Origin of the sequence: Halomonas sp. ND22Bw (assembly GCF_003011945.1) — a bacterium.
GTDB lineage: Bacteria > Pseudomonadota > Gammaproteobacteria > Pseudomonadales > Halomonadaceae > Halomonas > Halomonas halophila.
The window spans coordinates 1-262 of the sequence record NZ_PXWD01001116.1; the positions used below are offsets into that span (position 1 = coordinate 1).

Consider the following 262-nt stretch of genomic DNA (forward strand, 5'->3'; position numbering starts at 1 on the left):
CGCAAAAGCGTGCGCCGGAACAGAGGAACCCGATCCATGACCTACGTCGTCACCGACGCCTGCATCCGCTGCAAATATATGGACTGCGTCGAAGTGTGTCCGGTCGACTGTTTCTACGAGGGCGAGAACATGCTCGTCATCAACCCGTCCGAGTGCATCGACTGCGGCGTGTGCGAGCCGGAATGTCCTGCCGAGGCGATCCTGCCCGATACCGAAAGCGGGCTGGAACAATGGCTGGAGCTGAACAACACCTTCTCCGCGC

At 60.3% G+C, this 262-nt stretch carries 1 protein-coding gene; it reads left to right on the forward strand.

The features are described from left to right. Positions 1-36: 36 nt before the first annotated feature. Positions 37-262 (forward strand): ferredoxin FdxA (gene fdxA / locus CVH10_RS21640; RefSeq protein WP_106489427.1); only part of this gene is annotated, 226 nt, incomplete at its 3' end.